The sequence below is a fragment of the Ignavibacteriota bacterium genome, from assembly GCA_016212665.1.
Taxonomy (GTDB): domain Bacteria; phylum Bacteroidota; class Ignavibacteria; order UBA10030; family SZUA-254; genus FW602-bin19.
This window is the reverse complement of sequence record JACREZ010000009.1, coordinates 46,115-63,320: the sequence shown is the minus strand read 5'-3', so window position 1 is coordinate 63,320 and position 17,206 is coordinate 46,115. Positions and strand designations below refer to the sequence as shown.

Sequence of the window (17,206 nt, the reverse complement as noted above, 5' to 3'; positions counted from 1 at the left end):
TTTTTGAAATGAGATTTGTATTATCATATCAATAAAAAATAAGCAACATGAATCCGACAGAATTATTACACGATATCCGACGACCATCTGTAAAACTGACGTATAATGATATTTTATCATTTGGGGAGACGAATCGCCCCTTTGAACTTGGAGGTGGAGAAGGTATTTCAGGAATAATTCACTAAACGTTTAAGGAGATAATCACTTCATTGGTAGATAAAAAAATTACGGCGGAGGGAATTGACATGGTTCATCTGTTAGGATTGAACGATGCGAATTTGCATGCAGTCGAAGATAGATTCAGTGCAAGCATTTTTGTGAGAGGCAATCAGTTAACGTTTCGGGGAGAAGAGAGAGAAGTCGAACAACTCGAAAAGATATTCAAAGAACTCATCTACATCTTAACCAAGAACGGTTCGCTTTCAATGAGCGATGTTGATACCGTGATGGATTTGGTTGCTATCAACGGAGAAGGCGCAATTCCTTCATCGGTTGCAAAACAGGTCGGCGGCGATGATGGAGATTCGGCAGTCTTGTTCACGCGGAACGGAATAATCCGTGCAAAAACTCCCGGACAAAAAGAATACATCCGGCAAATGAGAATGAACGACATTGTCTTTGCCATTGGTCCCGCAGGAACAGGGAAAACATATCTTGCCGTGGCAATGGCTGTCGCCGCATTGAAGGATAGAGTAATTACAAGAATTATTCTCGCCCGTCCTGCGGTTGAAGCGGGGGAGAGTTTGGGATTTCTTCCGGGAGATTTACAGGAGAAAGTTGACCCGTATCTTCGTCCCCTCTACGATGCGCTTGATGATATGATTCCTCCTGATAAGTTAAAGACATATGTCGAGCGTCGGGTTATTGAAGTAGTTCCGCTTGCATACATGCGCGGCCGAACGCTCAGCAATGCATTCGTTATTCTGGATGAAGCGCAAAATGCATCGGGAATGCAAATGAAAATGTTCCTCACTCGTCTCGGCACAAATTCAAAAGCAATCATTACGGGCGATGTTACACAGATAGACTTACCATCGAAAACGGTTTCCGGCTTGGTTCAGATTCAGGAAGTTCTCAAAAGCATCAATGGAGTGACATTCTGCTATTTCGACAAGCACGATGTTGTCAGGCATAGATTAGTGAAGGATATCATTGAGGCGTATGATAAATACGGCTCACGTAATGAACCGAGAACGGAAGGAAATTAAGGGTGCTTTGTCAATAGTCATTGGTCAATGGTCATTTGTCATTAGTGATTAGTGAATGGTGATTAGTGATTATGAGAATTTTGTGTCAAGGTTCATGTTCAAAGTGATGCCATAGACGGAACCCGTAACCGGAAATCTGTAACCCATTTTCCATCCATTTTTGCCTTTAACACAAGATTATACATGGAAAATTAGGTGAAAGATTATTTTGCAAAACCTCTTGTATTTGACAACCAAGATTTGTAAATTCATCGTGTAATTCTATGAAGTCAGTATCGGTTGGATAAAGAAATTCTGACAAATCCCTTAAAGCAAACGTTTATGAATAAAATACTAATTGCTTCAATCATTTTCCTTCTCCTTATGGTAGGTTGTTCGGATGAAGGACCTGAGCCTGTTCCTCCAATTCCCGTAGTTTCCATCATAGGAATGCAGGGGACCGTGAATGTTGTGGACAGCACAGTTATAGATGTTGGCGCATCTGATGATAAAGGAATCGTTCGTGTAGAACTTTATCTTAATAACACACTGAACAGTACCCGCATATTCATTCAGCCACCATTTCGATGGCACTGGAATGTAAAAAACCTGCCCGATAGCAGTTTGCATGTAATCTATGCAAAAGCATACGATGCCGATGGAAATGTTTCTACATCTTCGGTCATTGTTGCCCGCGTTCTTCGGTTTACACCGAATACCCTTCGGCTTTCCTTTTTAAATGATACAGCCGCCGTTCTTCAATGGAATGATGTCAGCAGTATCGAATCCGGGTTTGAAGTGGAAGAGAGTAACGACGGAATTAATTTTACCACACGGACTATTGTCCCGACAGATACAACATACGCAGTGTTGATTGACTCATTTTTCAATGATAGTTCTTATTATTATCGGGTTCGGGCGTTGACTGATGGAAGACGAAGCGAGTATTCTAATATTGCTTCGGAAAAAGTTGAATTTATTCCGCCGGTGAATCTCCGAATTTCTTATATGGATGAAGACTCGGCACGTCTTGAGTGGGATGACCCGCATAACTTCGCACAACGGTATGAGATATGGACACGAACGGATGAATCCCCCTTTGTTCGTGTTGCACAAGTTCCCGGAGGGACACGGTCAATCATGCTGTGGAATTTATATCAGACGACGAAGAATTATTTTTTCAGAATCAAAGCGAGGTCTAATATCAACCTCAGCGATTATTCAAATACGATTTCGAAATCGCTGGACTTCCCGGCGCCGGATAACTTAGTTGTATTATCAATTACTGATGATGTTGTCAGATTGCGTTGGAAAGATAACGCTGTGTTTGGTTCGTTCTTCGAAATTGAACGACAAATAGATAATGGACCGTTCCTGCTTTCCAAGACTGTTCCGAGAGAATCAACGTCGGCAACTCTAACGTTCGCCTATCAACGATTCAAAACATATAGTTTCAGAATGTATCTGAGAACCAGTTTGAATACTACACTCTATTCAAATACGGTGAAAATTTATTTCAAGGATGAGTTATACACTGGCGGGAACTTCACCTATGCCGGCGCATCAAACACGAAAAACATTGCACGATGGAACGGAACAAATTGGGCGGGAGTCGGCAACGGACTTGATGAACCCGTGTTTGCATTGAAACGATTCTATGAACGGATTTTTATCGGGGGAAAGAAAACAATCACGGCTTGGGATAGTAAGACTTATTCAACACTTGTCGGCGCGCTGACAAATGATAATGACTATCTATATTCATTCCATGATACAAATGGACGATTGTATGCAGGTGGAACATTCGGGCAGTTGGGTGCGGCGCAACATGGAGTTGGAATGTTTAACGGCTCAAGTTGGGAAGCGCTCGGAACCGGAATGAACGGACCGGTCTATGCAACTTCGTACTTTAACAATACTTTCATTGCGGCGGGAAAATTCAGTGAAGCAAGTAATCGCCCTGTGAACAACATTGCAAAGAGAACAAGTCGGTGGGACCAGATTGGAAACGGATTACCAAGCACCGTCTACGCTCTTGCGGTGTATGATAATGAGTTGTATGCGGGCGGTTCGTTCACGTTGCAGGATTCGGTCGGAGATTTAAGTTATGTTACAAAGTGGAATATTCTTGCGGAACGATGGTTGCCGGTTGCAAGTCCGGGAATGTCGAGCGTAGACTCAATTCGTGTGTATGCAATGACGGTGTTCAATAACGAATTGTACGTTGGCGGAAGATTCAGTTCGATAGCAGGAGTCAGCGCCAACAATATTGCCAAGTGGGATGGAATTGCATGGCATCCAGTCGGTTCCGGGATTGATGGTGTCGTACGAAATCTTTACGTGTTTAATAATGAATTGTACGTCGGCGGGAAGTTTGTCAGCGCAGGAGGAGTAGGCGCCAACAACATTGCAAAAACAGATGGTACTGGCTGGGCAACTCTGAGTTCGGGAATCACTGGGACAAACGCTATTGTGTACGCTATGGGGACGTTTGGAAGTTGGTATTGGGAAGTAGTTCAGTAATAATTCTAATAAAATAGGAACTAAAACTATTCAATTTATGACAATTATAACATATAGATGGCTGCAAATCTATCTGCAAGCAAAAAACAAAACATAAAAAAAGGAAAAATATAAAGAGCCGTCCAGATTAAAGTTGACGGCTCTTATTATTTATTTTGATATCAAAAAAAACTTGCTATGGGAAAACAATTTAACTCAGAACTATTCAAATTTGCAGTAATACCTAACTATGAAAAAAGTATCGAGTTTTTGGCTGAAACATTGGCAGACCCTGAAGAGTGGGATTTTTCGGATTCGACAACAAAGAATTATTCTATTCTAAAAAATTATTTAGAGTTTACTTTCCGCAAACTTCAACAAGAAAAGAAAATTGTTTTTACAAAAGATAATGTGCACGCCTGCTTCAACACGGGGTTAGTGACAATGAATTTAGAAGACATTTATGCTTTTTTTGAAAAATATAAAAACCCTCGTCAAGGTTTTACAACACCATATTGTTTTAAGGCCTTTTTAAGAAAGAGTGATAATCAAATTTTGAGGTTATTCTCATCAAACCTTCCAGATGTTGCAAATTTTTTTGATAAACCTGATTTACTAATATTTAATCCAAAATGTGACCTTATTCCCGATATAGACCACATCCTTAAAGATAATATTTCAAGATTTCCTACACACCTTCAGAATGCTGATGATGCAGAACTTAGAAGACAATTAGTGGGTGCCATAGATGAAGTTAAGAAGAGAGTTCGTACTAATTACAAAATAGCTGTTCCCCAATATTATGATGGAAAAACACAACTGTTATTACCATTATGTCTAACATCTGGTTCTCCAAATCCGGATTTAGCCTTAGTTGCACATAAACTCAACGAAGGAACCTACACGGCAAGAACTTGTCTAACCCTAAAGATGGCATATAATAATGCAAGACTTATCGTCAAACCACAGAGCAATTGGCTTAAACCCTGAAGGCACGTTTAATAATTTCTTAATAATGATACGCCAAACTCGACCCCACCCACGTTTTATCTTTATTAAAATCCACTCCAATCATCTTTCCCTTGCTTAGCCGAACGAGGTTGTTCACAAGCATTGGCTTTTCGTTCCAGACAAACATCATTCTGATTTCCGCTTTTGAAAATCCATCTGGCGTTTCAATTGCCGGCGCGTATGTAATTTTTCTTTGGAGGATATAATTTTCTTTTTGTTGAATGTTTCCGAGCATTTCTTTCGTGACATCAACTTCAACTCCGCTTCCGGCAAATGAGTAGAGCGGCTTCAATACAAAATTACTCAAATCAGACGGATATTCAGTCAGGTCATTGAGGAAGAATGTTTGAGGAACGTATTCGCTTTTCAGGAACGGAAGCGTGTGTTTACTGATTTTGAAATACCAGTTCGGGTGTCCAACCCAAGTAACATCAAGTTCATCGGTTAATGAAAAACTCATCTCCGGCTTCTTCCGAAGCAGTTCATCGAAGATTACCCTGTTGTAAATTCGTTCGATGGGAATTTCCTTCCCATTGTTTTGATAAAATAATTTGCTTCCCCGTTTCACAATTTCAGTAACGCAAACTGATTGTACACCGAGCATCGCTTCGGTACAGACAAAATCAATACGTGTTTTCTGTTTGAATGGTTCTATTTCAAGCAGAATGACATTCTCCGGATTTAAATTTCCGACAATCGTTTCTCTCATCATGTTCAGGTAAGAAATTTTATCCAGCCCACTAAAGTACGTCACCATATTTTCCGGAATGGAAAAATGTTTCCGAAACATCTTGTCCTGAAAAACCTGATAGCAATAGAGAGAAGGAAAGCCTTGTAACTCAATCAATCGTGGAACCATAGTTCCATCATTGTCAAGCGCAAGAGCAAAATCGAGTTGGAGAAATGTCGTGTGGTTCGTTTCGTTCGGAACTTCAAGCCCTGGAGGAATTGCAGTTTGTGCGTGTTGTGAAAAATTCTCCGATTGAAGTTGCGAAAGAATTTCTTCACATGCGTTGTAAAGTTTTGTAGTAAATTCCTGAGAGAGAAAAATCGGAGTTTCCGCAAGTCGGAAATCAACGGGAAAACGATAAGTGTTATTCACTTCCTGAAGAAACGAATTATATCGTTCCTGCGTGAATTGTTTGTTGTACTCTGAGCGAACTTCTTTTATCATACTTTTTGCTGTGCATGGGAGAAGGGAGTGGAGAGCAAGGGAGAAATTTCAAAACGCATATCACATATCTCAAATCAAAAATCTTCAATCATAAATCCGAAATCCCCAATCGCACCCGCCGTCGGCGGGCATGTATTCCAAAATCAGATGAGGAATCTTCCATTATTCATAATCTTCTCCTCATCCATCCAGATATCAAAATCTCTTCCGACACAATCAATATGCGTAGTCGAGTTCCATGTTTGACCTGTATGTTCTCCGTACGGGTTTCCAAACGCTATGTGGATGCCGGGAAGTTTTTCATCCTGCAAAATATGCCCGATGACTCCTTTGAGTGCTATGTTTGTTCCGATGGCAAACTCACCTGCACGGTTTGAATTCTCATCAGTGGAAGTGTAAGAAAGAAATTCTCCGCGTAGTTCATCGTTTGCACATTCAACGTTGCTAATACGGTTATCAGTGATGGTAATGCTGAGCGGATTGTTTTTCAAATCGCCGTACTTCTGGCAAAGATAATCGCCGACGACTCCGTCAACAACGAAATGCCCGTTGATGTTATATGGAGCAGTAAATACTTCACCGCCGGGGAGATTTCCCCATTTATCGCGGGAAATAATTCCGCTTGTCTTCACCCAACGGAGTTGGTCGGATAGTTCTACCCGTATATCTGTTCCTGCATGAGACGTTGCACGAATATGTTTTGCCTTCCGTGCGCGGTTGACAACCCGTGTGCTTAAATCATCCACAGCAAGAAAATCGGCTCTCATTCCTTCGGTCATGATCTGCTTGTTGATGTTCACCATGTGAGCGTGTCGGATTTTCTTTCGGTTAATTACTTCCGTCATTTGAATTCTGGAACCGAGTTCGCCACGCTGCGCTTGTGCCGCGAAGATACTTACCTGCGCATGTTCCAAATCTTCAAGGATTGGCTGAGGCATGCCGGGCAACGGTCGCTCTGAAAAATCTTCAAGTGTATAAACGTCGAGCGATGAACCAATGCTATGAATTTCGTGGGCAAGCGCCGCGGCGATTTCCATTGTTTCTTCGTCTGTGATGATAACGGTGTGTTCTTCCGGTTGAATCCGCAAACAGACGTTGACGGCATTTTGCGCGCCCTGTAAAAGTTCAGCTAATACTGGAATGTCCTGAAGGAGATGATGCATGAATTTCCTTTTTAATTCAATTCTAATCCGAGATATGTTTCGCTGATAATGTAATCAACGACTTTATTGAAATCATTTGTTTTATACCAGACATCGAGTTGTCTGTCAGCACCGGTTCCCATCTCACAAATGGTTTTGATGGATGAAACTTCTTCACGGCTGTTCAGTTCGTCCACCACATCATCAACAAAGATAAGTAATTCTTCTAGGAGAGATTTTGTTTCGACTTCTTCCTGTTTTCCGAAATCAATCATCTTCCCATTGATGCCATAGCGAGCAGCGCGCCACCGGTTTTCATTCATCAAAATTCTTCTGTAAAGTCGAAAGCCCATATTTTGTTTGAGCAGTTTATGTAACTTCACAACGACTGCCTGAATAAGCGCCGCCAGAGCAATCGTTTCATCTACTCTCATGGGTAAGTCACAGACGCGGAACTCCAACGTATTGAACACCGGGTGGAGGCGAATGTCCCACCAGATTTTCTTTGGGTTATCAATGCAACCGGTTTTGACAAGTAAGTTTATGTAGTTTTCGTATTCGCCGTAACTATTAAAATAATCCGGCAAGCCGGTGCGTGGAAATCGCTCAAACACTTTGATACGATATGATTTGAATCCGGTGTTTCGTCCGAGCCAGAACGGAGAATTGGTTGAAAGCGCGAAGATGTGCGGAAGAAAATATCGCGCCGCATTCATGATTTGGATTCCGGTTTCTTTGTCAGGAATTCCGACATGCACATGTAAACCGAAGATGAGAAGTTCCGATGCAAGTTGTTGCATCTCATCCTGAATCATCTTGTAGCGCGGATGTTCGGTGATTTTCTGATTTTTCCAATGCGAAAACGGATGAGTTCCGGATGCTGCGATACACAATCCTTTATTCGACGCAAGTTGTGCAACAAGACTCCGAAGCCGAACGACTTCTTTCCGCGCTTCTTTGATGTCGTAACATATATTTGTTCCGACTTCAATGATGGATTGATGCATTTCCGGTTTTAACTGGTCCTGCATATCCTGTTCCTGCAGGATGATTTTTCCTTCTTCGAGAATTTCATTGATGTGTGAGCGAAGTTCCCGTGTTTTCGGGTCAACGATTTGAAATTCTTCTTCGATGCCGATGGTAAAAACGTGATTCTTTCCCATAACCCCTTGTTCCTCTATTTTGCTGAAGCCGCGGATTTTACAAAATCTCCCCACGTGAGATTCATTTTTCCGTCTTTATGTTTTTTCGCTCTGTTGATTGCCATCTCTGCCGCGTGTTCGACAACCCACTCAAAGTTCTCGGCGCCAACGGAATGATACTCCGCATCTGGTGCTGGATTACAAAAATCAATTGCATAGGGAATGCCATCACGTACGGCAAGTTCGACCGTGTTAAAATCGTACCCAAGCGCGTTGTTCAGTTTCAGCACCGAATCTCCAAGAAGTTTGAACAATTTTGTTTCGACGGGTTTCGGGTTTTGAACGTAACGCAAATGGTGCGGCTGCCGTGGGTCGTACTGCATGATGTGAACATCTTTTCTATCTAAGCAGTAGCAACGGAAATATTCAGTGAAGACAATTTCTTCCTGAAGCATCATCACGAGTTGGTCCGTTTCGTCGTATGCTTTGAAAAATTCTTCGGCATTGTTCAACTTGTACACATGTTTCCAACCGCCACCTGCAAACGGTTTGAAGTACGCAGGGAACCCAACGTAGTTGAAAATTCCTTCCCAATCGAGCGGGAAAGCAAGATTGCGAAATGATTTATCTGTCGTATCCGGCGGATGATTTTTCGAAGGAAGTATCACAGTTTTGGGAACCGCGACACCGACTTGTAGTGCGAGCGCATTGTTAAAAAATTTATCGTCAGCAGTCCACCAGAACGGATTATTAATCACCGCAGTTCCGGTAATAGCCGCGTTCTTCAGCATCGCACGATAGAAGGGAACGTCCTGAGAAATTCTATCAATGATGACCGCGTAACCCTGCGATACGTTTTGAATTACTTTGTCAATTCGAACTGCTTCAGCAACAATATCTTTTTCTTTCTTCGAGTTGATGCGCTCAACAAGTGTGGCAGGAAAACTTTCTTCCATGCCGTGAAGGATTCCAATCTTTTTCATAATGTTATTTTATTTGTGATAAATATTGAGGAAACATTTCTCGCCACCAGGGCCAATCGTGCCCCGTGCCGGAACGGTTATCAAGCCAATGTTGAATTCCTTTTTGGTTGAGAATGTTTGAGAGACGGAGATTTTCGTCCAAACACATATCCCACTCTCCGGTGCCAAGCACAATTCCCATTTGATGTAACTGAGATAACTGCCATTCATCGTTCAGTCCCGGAAGGAAGTCGGGCGGATTGTTGAAGTAACAATTGTCGTCGTAATATCCCATGATGAATTGCTTGATATCGAACGCGCCACCCATACTGAACAAATAGCCAACAAGTTCAGGATGACGGAATGCGAGATTTGCCGCATGGTATCCGCCGAAACTGCAACCGGCTGTTGCAACTTTGTTGCATCCTGTTTCATTCTTCGCCATTGGTATGATGTCGTTAACAAGGACATTCTCGTAGGCGAGGTGTGTTTTCACTCTGTCGGCAGGATGAATCGCGTAATTGTACCAACTCAACGAATCAATTCCGTCAGGGCAATAAATTTTCACCTTGCCAGATTCAATGAGATGCGCGGCAGAGTCAATCAGTTTGAAATCTTTGTTCTCGTAGTAGCGCGCCTTCGATGTCGGGAATAAAATGACAGGGTATCCGGCATGACCGAACACCATCATTTCAAACTCGCGGCTAAGCCACTGCGTATGCCATTTTTTATATTCTTCTTTCAATCTTTTCCTTTAGACAGATAAAACATTTGTTACAATTCAAAGAAAACCCACCCATAGCCCCTCCAAGGAGGGGAATGAAAGTCCCCTCTTGAGAGGGGATTAAGGGGTGTGTTAAACTTTAACTTTCGCTTCATCCCAAAGCGCATCCATCTCTTCAAGTGTTGAAGAGTGAATGTCCTTGTTCATTTCTTTCATTCGTTTTTCGATGTATTGGAAACGGGTTATAAACTTCTCTATCGTTGAGCGGAGTGCGTTTTCGGGATTGACGCCGATGAAGCGGGAGTAATTTACCAAAGCAAAGAGCAAATCTCCAAATTCCGATTCGATTTTTTCCGGATTATTTTCCGTGATTGCAAAATGGAGTTCTTCTGTCTCCTCGTCCACTTTTTTCCACGCGTCTTCCGCTTTCTTCCAGTCGAATCCGACTTTCGATGCTTTATCTTGTATCCGATACGCACGCAGTAACGCTGACAATGCTTTTGGAACACCATCAATTATGGATTCACGTCCTTCTTGCAATTTCAACTTCTCCCAATTCTGTTTGACATGGTCAGCGCCATCAACCTTTGCATCGCCATAGATATGCGGATGTCTGCGTACAAGTTTGTCGCTGATGGTTTGGATGAGTTCTTTCAGAGTGAACTCGCTATTCTCTTCGGCAATATTTGCATGAAAAAGGACATGGAGGAAAATATCCCCAAGTTCTTTCTTCAGTTCTTCCCAATTCTTATTATCAATTGACTCAACGACTTCGTACGCTTCCTCAATCAAGTAATGTTTGATAGATTCATGTGTCTGTTCTTTATCCCACGGACATTCTTTCCGGAGACGCTTGGTAATTTCGAGAAACTGTTCAAATTCGGCTAATGGTAAGTTTTTTTCCTGATTCATGATGCAAGAACATATTTATTTTTATGTTCAAATGCAACAGGGGAGTACTAATACTTTCTCTGTCGAATACTGTTGCTATCAATGACTGTAAAGGTGTTTTCAAATTTCAAATTTGACAGTTGAAACAAATCTAACAGGTAATTTCCGGGAAATTCAGGTGTGAAAAATTGAAAGCGTAAATACACCACGCCGCTTTTAGGTCGGAATCCATGTCGGAAAACAAGTTCGCCATAATCTCTGTCAAATGTAATCACCAGTCGTTCTTCAGAAATTGCAAGTTGCAATACTTCTTCATCCGTAACGCTTGGACATTCGATTCCGATAAACTTTATGTCGTACCCCGCCTGCTCAAGAATGTGTACACTTGCCAGCGGAAAATTTTCATTGGCAAGGAGTTTCATCATACTGCTTTTCTCGGTGATTCCACCATTAGGCCATCTTGCAAGCACTCATAAGAGTATGCAAAAAGCGCTTGCAAATCTTCCTTTGTCAGTCGAGGATAGTTCTCTAAAATTTGTTGTTCCGTCCAACCGGACGCAAATAATTGAAGCAGAAACTCGACTGATAATCGTGTCCCTTTAATTGTTGGTTTGCCAAGTAAAACCGATTTATCTGAATGTATATGTTCTCGCCAATTCATAAGTCAATTCCATTTCAAGGTAGAGAAATTCCTTAAATAACAAAAATACCAACTTCTATTCCCACCAAAACTTCCCACGCTTCTTTGATTGATTTCCAACTTCATCCATCGTTACACCATCGTACAATCTTCCGTTAAGCATGACATACCGAATTGCCTCACTGTTACGAATTTCCTGTAATGGATTTTTATCAAGCACAATCAGGTCGGCAAGTTTTCCGGTTTCAAGCGAGCCGATGTCGTTATCAAGACCGAGATATGCCGCGCCATTAATCGTTGCGCATCGTATTGCTTCAAGGGGGGTCATTCCACCTTGCACGAACATCCAGAGTTCCCAGTGAGCGCCGAGTCCTTGCAATTGTCCATGAGCGCCGAGCGTTACTTTCGCTCCTGCTTTTGCGGCAACGGTTGCGGCTTTTGCATTCTCGATGTAATTCCAATCATCTTCTGCCGCCATCATTCTGCGGCGGGAGCGCGGCTCAATCACATCTCGCGGAGTGAATCTCAGCAATCGTTCGTTTTCCCACACGTTGGTTTTCATGTACCAATAATTTTCTCCCCACAATCCACCATAACTGACAATGAGCGTTGGCGTATAGTACGTTTCACTTTTTGAAAGGAGAGTCGTCGCATCTTTGTACAAGGGCGAAACCGGAATCGAGTGTTCAATGCCGGTGTGCCCATCGAGAATCATGCTCATATTCCAGAAGTACGTCGAGCCGCCTTCAGGAACAACCATCATTTTCAGCTCACGTGCCGCTTCGATGATTTGTTGTTTCGCATCTCGGCGCGGTTGATTGTAACTCTTTACCGAAAACGCACCGACTGCTTTTAATCTTCGTAAATGCGATTTCGCATCTTCAAGATTATTTACAATCGCTTTGAACGGCGCTTCGGCTCCATATAAAATCGAACCGGTGGAATAAATACGCGGTCCGACCAATGCGCCTGCTTTCTGCAACTCAGAATTCGTAAATACCATCTCTGTTCCGTTTGACGGGTCATGAGTGGTTGTGACACCGAAAGCGAGATTCGTATAGTACGCCCAATGTGATTGCGCCGTAATACCACTGCTTCCCGTTCCGATATGTGCGTGAACATCTATCATTCCGGGCATGATATATTTTCCAGAGACATCAATCTTCTTTGCATTTGCAGGAATGGTGACACTTGATGAAGTGCCAATCGCTTTGATACGATTTCGCTCGACAAGAATTGTCGCGTTCGAGATCACTTCATCACCTTTCGCGGTGATGACAGTTGCACCTGTCAGTGCGATCGAACCGGAAGGAATATCTGTGGGGGCAGAGAAACTAATGTTGATGCCGGAAGTGTCCGGCTTTTCCTGAACGCTGTCTTTCGCTCCTTCTACAAACTTGAATGTGTTGGTTACATCTCTGCTGAACAGTTCGGGACCGAGCGTCCAATAAATTGTTTTGCTGTCAGATGACCAGTTCAGATATGTTCCCGCATCTCGGGAGATTTTCCTTACAGGATAATCCGAAGTGTTCGGACCGATATTGACTGCCTGTCCAGTTTTTGGAAAGACGGCGATGTATGCGTTGAACCGTTCAGTAAACGCAACCCATTTTTCATCGGGCGATTGAACAATCTGGTCTGCATTATCGGAGGTGAGATGAACTCGTCTCTGTTCGCCACTTAATCCAACGCTGACGAGTGCGCTCTTGTCTCCTTCATTTGAATTGAGGAAAATTCTCTCACCGGTTTTGTTGAACATCGGCGTGGAACCTTCTTCTGTAATAAGCGTTGCCTTGCCGCCGTCTGAGGACATCCAATAGATTCCCTGTTCTTTTGAATATGTTCTGCCGCGTAAGTTATCACCGCCGGTTTTTCTAAAGACGATTTTCTTCCCATCGAATGAAAATGACGGCTCGACAAAATGTCCTTTTTCGGTTGTAAGTTTAGTAGGAGATTTTCCATCTGTTTTGATTTTCCAAACAGTGCCAAGTTCTTCGTCGTTCCAAGTTGTGTAAGCAATCCATTTCCCGTCGGGAGAAAATGCAGGGAAGAGTTCGAAGCGTGTTTCATCGTTCGTCAAGCGTTTTGGCGTTCCTTCCGGCAACGGGCGTATCCATAATTTCCCGAGCGCGGTGTAGATAACAGATTTCTTATCAGGCGAAACTGTTGCAAAGCGAAGCATCCTCACATCAAATTTTTCAGGAGAAACTTCCTGTGGAAATCGGACAGCGTTTGTAATTGTTTGCTTCACATGAACGTTGAAAGGAATTTGTGTCGCGTCTTTGTTCTTGATATTGATGTTCCATATATGTCCCTTCGCGGAGATGAGAATATTTTTTCCGTCAGGCATCCACGCAAATCCGGGATGTACACCAAAGACTGCCCAAGTCTCCTGTGCGTCACGGTTGAGATTATCGTAGATGGGAGTTTCTTTTCCCGATTCAACATCGAACAAATACAACACAGACTTCAACCCAACGCGACGCACGAATGCGATTGTTTTTCCGTCAGGAGAAACCTGAGGTCTGCATGAACCACCTGCGCCGGAGATAAATGTTTCGGTTCGACCTTTTTCCATGTCGAGCCGCTGGATAACATAAATAACTCCGTATGGGTCTTTGTTGTACTGGAAGCCGCCGCCGCCGCTCACATCTTCACTGTAATAGAGATAGCGTCCGTCGGGAGAAATGCACGGTTCACCTGCATCTTGTTCCCAGTTGCGACGCTTGGTTAGTTGCAATCCGTCGCCGCCGCCGATGTGATACATCCACATTTCCCCTGCGCCGAGCGAGCGAGTGTTGCGATAATGTTTTCGTGCGATAATGTTCATTCCGTCCGGCGACCAGACAGCGTTGTTTGTCTGTCGTTCTTTTTCCTTTGTGATTTGTTTCGGATTTTTCCCGTCCGTGTCCATAATCCAAATATTGTCACAGCCGTCTCTATCACTTGTGAAGGAAATCTTTTTCCCGTCTGGACTGAAGCGCGGTTGAACTTCATACGCTGAACCGCCAGCGAGTAACGTTGCATTTCCTCCGATGCTCGACATGATGTAAATATCACCGAGCAAATCAAATACGATTTGTTTGCCGTCTGGAGAAACATCAACGGAAATCCAGGTTCCTTCGTCTGTATCGAATTCGATGTCAGTCGTAGGTCCGTGTTTCGTCGCGATGTCCCACTTTTCTTCCTTTTTCGACTCATCTTTTTTGGACGAATCAGGTTTGGCGGGTTGACTGACGAGAGAGGAGAGAAGCGTAAAAATCCCCCAAAGAACGAGAATGAGGCGGCGAATCATAGTTTGGCTTTCTATAAATAATTGAAAAAATGCCCATGAAGATAAGGAGATTGAACGATGCAAGCAACATTGGAAGGCACACAAAAATTTCTTACACTTGTGCCGACAAATTAGGAATTCGCTCATGTTTATTACGCTTCTCATCATCAATTTTATTGTTTCTTTTGTTGTCTGTTTTATCGTCGGCGCCATTTTCAAAAAGCCGGTTGACAAAATTCTGCAACGCCTTGTTGCGGAAGATATATTTATCGCATGGAGTAAGTACATCGTCTTTGCGATTTATGTCGTTGGAATTTCCGGCGGCGTCCGTGTGTGGGATTTGGAAAAATACATTTCGCCGCAAACCGAAAAAGGCGTCATTCTCGAACTCACAAACGAACGCTGGGTGCTTGAACTCTATCGTACCATCATCGGCACAATGCAAAGTGTCGCGTGGATGCTCTTGTTGTTTTTCATCTTCGCGTTGCTTGCCTATGTGATTGTGAAGGGGATGGAGATGCGGAAGCAAATGAAGGAAAGTCAATGAGTAAGATAATAAGTCGTCATTCCGACGAATGTCGGAATCTAACCAATTGTGAAAAAAATGGATGCCGAAATAAATTCGGCATGACGTCGTTGTGGTTTTTTGTGGCAATGACATTTGTTCTTCTTGTTTTGATTGCAGGATGCTCTTCTCAAAAAACTAAAATCAATCCGGAAGCATATCAAAAAGAAATTCTGCAATGGCAGAAAGAACGCGATGAACGACTCCGCAGAGAAGATAGTTGGCTCACGTTGATTGGTTTGTTCTGGCTGAAAGAAGGAGAGAACAAGTTTGGAAGCGATTCTGCAAATGCAATTATCTTACCCGAAGGAAAAGCACCGAAGTATGCTGGTTCGATATACTTAGAAAAAGGAAATCTCCGGTTGGAAACGATTCAGGATTTAGGATTGAAGATTAAGGATTCGGTGGTTATCAACTCTACCATACAATCGGATGGAGAGGGAACAACAAATCCTACAATCATGAATCTTGAATCTTTAATCTTGTATGTGATAAAGCGAGGAGAACAATTCGGCGTTCGGTTGAAAGACAAAGAAAGTTCTGCTCGTGTGAATTTCAAGGGAATGGAATATTTTCCTATCAATCCGAAATGGAGAATCGAAGCGAAGTTTGAGCCGTACACTCCGGCTAAATTGATTCCAATATCAACACAGATCGGAACGGTGGTGAATGATTCCTGCCCGGGCGCAATTGTGTTTGATCTGGATGGACAAAGTTACCGGCTCGATGCAGTGATTGAGGAACCGGGTGCGAAGGAATTATTCATCATGTTCTCCGATGAAACAAGCGGAAAAGAAACGTATGGAAACGGACGCCAACTGTATTGCGATTTACCTGATGCGAACGGAAACGTAATTCTTGATTTTAACAAAGCATACAATTGGCCCTGCGTCTTCACTCCGTATGCTACCTGTCCGATTCCTCCGAGACAGAATCATTTGTCAATGCGGGTTGAGGCGGGAGAGAAGATGTACTCACAGCACTTCTGATAGGCGAGTGCTGGTTAGTGATTTATCTGATGTTATGCATTATTCAACTCCAACGGGGTGATGTTATTGTAGGAATGAAAGGGAAACACAAATAATCTCCGTAGGAGTAAAATAATAGAGTTTTGTTACATAAAGAAAATCATTTTTCTTGGTATATTTGACCTAACATTTACTATGGTAAACAAACTTGTAAATATTGACTTTGATAAAGTTTATAATCATTGGATAGAAACTTCTGAGGGTGATTACCAAACAATGATGAGACTGTTTGAATCTCAATCATTCCATTGGGCTTTATTTCTTGGACATATTTCGATAGAAAAGTTATTGAAAGCGCGGTATGTAAAGATTCATCAACAACATGCACCGTTCATTCATAATCTTTATCGTTTAGCTGAGTTGTGTAATCTTGCATTAGACGATGATTATTCAGATTGGCTTGATACGATTACCTCGTTTAATATTCAGGCAAGATACGATGATTACAAAAACGAATTTTACAAACAATGCACTCCGAAATTCACTAAAGAATGGATAGATAAAATAACCCTACTTAGAACATGGATAATAGAGAAGCTTTAACCATCGCCAAACGGTATGCGGAAAGTATTAATAGAAAATACGATAGCGTCCGTGTTTATTTATTTGGCTCCTATATCAGAGGCAATTATCATGATGATAGTGATATAGATATTGCTGTTGTCTTCAAAGAGTATGATAATACACTTGAAATATTTTTAGAGTTGATGCGATTACGAAGAAGTATTGATAGCAGAATTGAACCACATCCTTTCCGGGAACAGGATTTTACCTATTCTAACCCGTTGGCGTGTGAGATACTGAAATATGGGAAATCAATTGTAAGATAAGATTTTTGTGTTGTACGCTATTGAACAAGAATATGAATGACCCTAAAATAATGACCCTCCTTCATAAGATTCGCGAAGAAAATTATGAAACAACAAAACATCTATCCTCAGAAGAACAAATAAAGAAGATACAG

The 17,206-nt window shown here is 42.4% G+C and carries 17 protein-coding genes; 8 read left to right on the top strand and 9 right to left on the bottom strand.

What is annotated here, in order from left to right; translation table 11 throughout:
* Positions 1–47: 47 nt before the first annotated feature.
* The 4 genes from HY960_03170 to HY960_03155 all read left to right on the top strand — a co-directional run bounded on the left by HY960_03170 (position 48) and on the right by HY960_03155 (position 4,679).
* Positions 48–185 (top strand): hypothetical protein, encoded by a 138-nt coding sequence (locus HY960_03170; GenBank protein ID MBI5214734.1) that lies wholly within the window; start codon positions 48–50, stop codon positions 183–185.
* A 60-nt stretch (positions 186–245) separates the two neighbouring features.
* Positions 246–1,208 carry a PhoH family protein gene (locus HY960_03165; GenBank protein ID MBI5214733.1) on the top strand — a complete coding sequence of 321 codons (963 nt, stop codon included), beginning with the start codon at positions 246–248 and terminating at the stop codon, positions 1,206–1,208.
* 321 nt (positions 1,209–1,529) lie between these two features.
* Positions 1,530–3,710 carry a fibronectin type III domain-containing protein gene (locus HY960_03160; GenBank protein ID MBI5214732.1) on the top strand — a complete coding sequence of 727 codons (2,181 nt, stop codon included), beginning with the start codon at positions 1,530–1,532 and terminating at the stop codon, positions 3,708–3,710.
* 177 nt (positions 3,711–3,887) lie between these two features.
* A complete protein-coding gene (locus HY960_03155; protein MBI5214731.1) occupies positions 3,888–4,679 on the top strand; it encodes a DUF3825 domain-containing protein in 792 nt (263 codons plus the stop codon).
* A gap of 19 nt (positions 4,680–4,698) precedes the next feature.
* On the opposite strand, the gene HY960_03150 is transcribed toward HY960_03155, so the two are convergent.
* From HY960_03150 to HY960_03110, 9 genes are all read right to left on the bottom strand, one after another.
* Complete coding sequence (locus tag HY960_03150) at positions 4,699–5,874, bottom strand: hypothetical protein (protein MBI5214730.1); 1,176 nt, start codon at positions 5,872–5,874, stop codon at positions 4,699–4,701.
* 143 nt (positions 5,875–6,017) lie between these two features.
* Positions 6,018–7,037, bottom strand: coding sequence for an aminopeptidase (locus HY960_03145; GenBank protein ID MBI5214729.1), 1,020 nt, complete (start codon positions 7,035–7,037; stop codon positions 6,018–6,020).
* 11 nt (positions 7,038–7,048) lie between these two features.
* The gene (locus HY960_03140; protein MBI5214728.1) at positions 7,049–8,179 is read right to left on the bottom strand and encodes a carboxylate-amine ligase; all 1,131 of its coding nucleotides are present in this window, start codon (positions 8,177–8,179) and stop codon (positions 7,049–7,051) included.
* A 14-nt stretch (positions 8,180–8,193) separates the two neighbouring features.
* Positions 8,194–9,141 carry a hypothetical protein gene (locus tag HY960_03135; protein MBI5214727.1) on the bottom strand — a complete coding sequence of 316 codons (948 nt, stop codon included), beginning with the start codon at positions 9,139–9,141 and terminating at the stop codon, positions 8,194–8,196.
* A 4-nt stretch (positions 9,142–9,145) separates the two neighbouring features.
* On the bottom strand, positions 9,146–9,865 hold the full coding sequence (locus HY960_03130) for an esterase family protein (protein ID MBI5214726.1): 720 nt from the start codon (positions 9,863–9,865) through the stop codon (positions 9,146–9,148).
* A gap of 111 nt (positions 9,866–9,976) precedes the next feature.
* Positions 9,977–10,756, bottom strand: a complete 780-nt coding sequence (mazG, locus tag HY960_03125; GenBank protein MBI5214725.1) for a nucleoside triphosphate pyrophosphohydrolase — start codon at positions 10,754–10,756, stop codon at positions 9,977–9,979.
* Positions 10,757–10,803: 47 nt separating this feature from the next.
* The gene (locus HY960_03120) at positions 10,804–11,157 is read right to left on the bottom strand and encodes a DUF5615 family PIN-like protein (protein MBI5214724.1); all 354 of its coding nucleotides are present in this window, start codon (positions 11,155–11,157) and stop codon (positions 10,804–10,806) included.
* On the bottom strand, positions 11,157–11,396 hold the full coding sequence (locus HY960_03115; GenBank protein MBI5214723.1) for a DUF433 domain-containing protein: 240 nt from the start codon (positions 11,394–11,396) through the stop codon (positions 11,157–11,159). The genes HY960_03120 and HY960_03115 overlap by 1 nt, the downstream gene beginning before the upstream one ends.
* A 55-nt stretch (positions 11,397–11,451) precedes the next feature.
* Entirely contained in the window at positions 11,452–14,670 is a 3,219-nt protein-coding gene (locus tag HY960_03110; GenBank protein MBI5214722.1) for a PD40 domain-containing protein, read from the bottom strand.
* A gap of 124 nt (positions 14,671–14,794) precedes the next feature.
* Here HY960_03110 and HY960_03105 point away from each other — a divergent pair, with 124 nt between their 5' ends.
* From HY960_03105 to HY960_03090, 4 genes are all read left to right on the top strand, one after another.
* The gene (locus HY960_03105) at positions 14,795–15,196 is read left to right on the top strand and encodes a hypothetical protein (protein ID MBI5214721.1); all 402 of its coding nucleotides are present in this window, start codon (positions 14,795–14,797) and stop codon (positions 15,194–15,196) included.
* Complete coding sequence (locus HY960_03100) at positions 15,193–16,203, top strand: DUF1684 domain-containing protein (protein ID MBI5214720.1); 1,011 nt, start codon at positions 15,193–15,195, stop codon at positions 16,201–16,203. Before HY960_03105 ends, HY960_03100 begins: the two co-directional genes overlap by 4 nt.
* Before the next feature lie 195 nt (positions 16,204–16,398).
* On the top strand, positions 16,399–16,785 hold the full coding sequence (locus HY960_03095) for a HEPN domain-containing protein (GenBank protein ID MBI5214719.1): 387 nt from the start codon (positions 16,399–16,401) through the stop codon (positions 16,783–16,785).
* Positions 16,764–17,072, top strand: a complete 309-nt coding sequence (locus HY960_03090) for a nucleotidyltransferase domain-containing protein (GenBank protein ID MBI5214718.1) — start codon at positions 16,764–16,766, stop codon at positions 17,070–17,072. The genes HY960_03095 and HY960_03090 overlap by 22 nt, the downstream gene beginning before the upstream one ends.
* Positions 17,073–17,206: the final 134 nt, after the last annotated feature.

Excerpts from the sequence above, each read along its gene's own strand:
- HY960_03120 (MBI5214724.1), bottom strand. The coding sequence starts at position 11,157 with ATGAAACTCCTTGCCAATGAAAATTTTCCGCTGGCAAGTGTACACATT.
- HY960_03110 (MBI5214722.1), bottom strand. The coding sequence starts at position 14,670 with ATGATTCGCCGCCTCATTCTCGTTCTTTGGGGGATTTTTACGCTTCTC.
- HY960_03170 (MBI5214734.1), top strand. The coding sequence starts at position 48 with ATGAATCCGACAGAATTATTACACGATATCCGACGACCATCTGTAAAA.
- HY960_03165 (MBI5214733.1), top strand. The coding sequence starts at position 246 with ATGGTTCATCTGTTAGGATTGAACGATGCGAATTTGCATGCAGTCGAA.
- HY960_03115 (MBI5214723.1), bottom strand. The coding sequence starts at position 11,396 with ATGAATTGGCGAGAACATATACATTCAGATAAATCGGTTTTACTTGGC.
- HY960_03135 (MBI5214727.1), bottom strand. The coding sequence starts at position 9,141 with ATGAAAAAGATTGGAATCCTTCACGGCATGGAAGAAAGTTTTCCTGCC.
- HY960_03090 (MBI5214718.1), top strand. The coding sequence starts at position 16,764 with ATGGATAATAGAGAAGCTTTAACCATCGCCAAACGGTATGCGGAAAGT.
- mazG (MBI5214725.1), bottom strand. The coding sequence starts at position 10,756 with ATGAATCAGGAAAAAAACTTACCATTAGCCGAATTTGAACAGTTTCTC.
- HY960_03145 (MBI5214729.1), bottom strand. The coding sequence starts at position 7,037 with ATGCATCATCTCCTTCAGGACATTCCAGTATTAGCTGAACTTTTACAG.
- HY960_03155 (MBI5214731.1), top strand. The coding sequence starts at position 3,888 with ATGGGAAAACAATTTAACTCAGAACTATTCAAATTTGCAGTAATACCT.
- HY960_03105 (MBI5214721.1), top strand. The coding sequence starts at position 14,795 with ATGTTTATTACGCTTCTCATCATCAATTTTATTGTTTCTTTTGTTGTC.
- HY960_03140 (MBI5214728.1), bottom strand. The coding sequence starts at position 8,179 with ATGGGAAAGAATCACGTTTTTACCATCGGCATCGAAGAAGAATTTCAA.
- HY960_03150 (MBI5214730.1), bottom strand. The coding sequence starts at position 5,874 with ATGATAAAAGAAGTTCGCTCAGAGTACAACAAACAATTCACGCAGGAA.
- HY960_03100 (MBI5214720.1), top strand. The coding sequence starts at position 15,193 with ATGAGTAAGATAATAAGTCGTCATTCCGACGAATGTCGGAATCTAACC.
- HY960_03160 (MBI5214732.1), top strand. The coding sequence starts at position 1,530 with ATGAATAAAATACTAATTGCTTCAATCATTTTCCTTCTCCTTATGGTA.